Annotated in this window: 2 protein-coding genes; both read right to left on the bottom strand. The window is 64.8% G+C overall.

What is annotated here, in order from left to right:
* Nucleotides 1-50: 50 nt before the first annotated feature.
* The gene (locus tag HZF05_RS13560; protein ID WP_160366781.1) at nt 51-617 is read right to left on the bottom strand and encodes a polysaccharide biosynthesis/export family protein; all 567 of its coding nucleotides are present in this window, start codon (nt 615-617) and stop codon (nt 51-53) included.
* A 327-nt stretch (nt 618-944) separates the two neighbouring features.
* The gene (locus HZF05_RS13565) at nt 945-2,159 is read right to left on the bottom strand and encodes a tetratricopeptide repeat protein (RefSeq protein ID WP_160366782.1); all 1,215 of its coding nucleotides are present in this window, start codon (nt 2,157-2,159) and stop codon (nt 945-947) included.
* Between the last annotated feature and the right edge of the window lie 73 nt (nt 2,160-2,232).

Below are 2,232 nucleotides of genomic sequence, written 5' to 3' on the forward strand. Positions count from 1 at the left end.
GTCGGGATGAAGCGCGATCTGCTTGTTCATCTGCCGTCCCCTCTAGTCCCTCAACGCACCGCCGCGTAGCTGAATGCCGTCAACAACGGCGCCGCCGTAAGAATGTCCCGCCACGCCGCCTTCACGTTCGAAAGCCCGACCACGATCGTGTCGTCACCCTTGAGTTCCGGATCCGGGGCCAGGCCACGGTTGATCTTGTCGACGTTGAATACACCGCCGATCCGCTTGCCGTCCACCATCCGGAACACCGCGACCTGATCGAGCGCGGCCACCCGTGACGTGCCCTTGGCCATGGCCAGCGCGTCCAGCAGCGTCGTGCGCCCCTGGATCGCATAGACCCCGGGTTCCGTGACCGAGCCGTTCACCGTCACATGCTGGGACACGGACTGCGTGACGATCACCGACACCTGAGGATCGGTCAGATATTTCGCCCCCAGCTTCGAGCCGATCTCGCCGGCCAGCTGCGTCGATGTCTTGTCCTCGGCCTTCACCTGGCCGATCAGCGGCAACAGCACGTTGCCCGAGGCATCCACCTGCACCGCCGCCTGGCTCAGATCCGGCTCCTGGAACACCGTCACCGACAGCGTGTCGAGCGGCCCGATCTTGTAGTCGTCCACCGGGCGATCCGTGCTCGGGGCGGGAATGCTCGCATAAGCCAGGTCACCGCTGGGCAACGACGACCCGTGCGAGCAGGCGGACAAAAGCCCCGCAAACCCCAGTATCAAACCAAGCCGCAATCCATTTCCCATCGCCGACTCTTCCCTCGTCATGCCGATGCACCACTTCGCCGGAAGGCTCGCTGGGCAGGCTCTCCGGCACGATTCGTTCCTTGCCACCAATCTAGCATGTCACGAATCGGACACCACGATAGTCGCCTTCGCATGCTGCGTAGCACAATTTTGACATTCGTGCATCGCCGGCCTCGCGCAATGGCTTAATATGGGTCAATTGATATCGATATTCTTGAAGCTCACCGCGCTGCCCGCGGCAGTGGCATCGCTCGATACGAGCAATTCCACCTGCTGACTCCGGCAATCTTCCGGCACCTCGAAGCGGTAAGGTGGGGGTGCCGGCGAGCGCATCGTGCTCAGCAGCGCCCGGCCGCTGCGGCATCGGACGCTCCAGCCGAACGCGTCATGCGCCTTTCCCGCGATCGTTCCGACGAAAGACAGCGTGTGCGCGCCGGGAGACAAAGCCGTCGCCTGGCGCAGCATCGTTCCCGACGCCGAGCCGTCCGTGGTCGCATGCAGAATATGGCGCGTACCCTGCTGCTCGACCGTGACCGTCGCACCTGGCACGGGAAGCATCGACCATTCGAACGGCGCCATCCCGCTCGTCCCGACATTCGCGAAGCCGGGGTCGAAGATGCCTGCGGCGGGAATGCGCAGGGACCGGGTCCACAGCGTCCGCGCCGCCGGGCCCCGATCGTCGCGGATCAGGGCGGCCAGCACCGGGATCATCTCATCGCGTGAGGGCGGGGCGGATGAGCCCGACAGCATCAGCAACAGACGTGTGCGTGCCAGAAGCGCCGGCTCGGTGATGCCGGTCGCGAAGGGGAGATAATAAATCCGCCAGTTCGGATTGAGCGCCAGCCGGCGGGCCATGGCGCGCGCGAAAACGGGATCGGCGATGTACTGGTCGAGCGTCCCGTAGAGATTGTAGTTCGGCGTGGCGAGCCGGAGCGCGGCGTCCATTCGTTGCGCGGCCGCGTCATAATCCTTCTGCTGCAGAAAGGCCTGGGCGAGCCAGAGCTGGGTCGGCGCGTCGCGCCAGCCGAGGGCGGCCGTCTGCGAAAACAGGGCGCCGGATTTCTGCCAGTTGCCGAGCCCTTGCTCCGCCAGGCCCAGATCGCGAAGCGAGGCGGCCGAGATCGTCGAAATCGACAGGGCATGCTTCGCGAAGACCTTGGCCCCGTCGAAGTCGCCGTCGTTCAGGCGTTGCTCCGTCGCTGCGATCGCGGCGGCCTGCGATGCGCCGGCAAAGTCGGCCGCGGCGAGATCGTTGCTGGAGTCGCTGTGCCCTGCCGCCAGTGAGATCGCGCAGATCCGCCAGACCAGCAGGAGCCCCACGACGAGGCCGATGATCTTGGCCTTTCGTGAGAGAGGGTGCTGATCGCGGGCACGTGCGCCCGATCTCATGCGCTGCGTTGCCACGGCCATTTACGGTGGTTTTGGTTATCCTGTTTGTCGCCGTAGGAGTAGGAGTAGGTGTAGTTGTACCCGTATCCGTAAC

The sequence above is a fragment of the Sphingomonas chungangi genome (assembly GCF_013778325.1).
GTDB classification, from domain to species: domain Bacteria; phylum Pseudomonadota; class Alphaproteobacteria; order Sphingomonadales; family Sphingomonadaceae; genus Solisphingomonas; species Solisphingomonas chungangi.

Coding starts and splice junctions, on each gene's coding strand:
- HZF05_RS13565 (WP_160366782.1), bottom strand. CDS start 2,159: ATGGCCGTGGCAACGCAGCGCATGAGATCGGGCGCACGTGCCCGCGAT.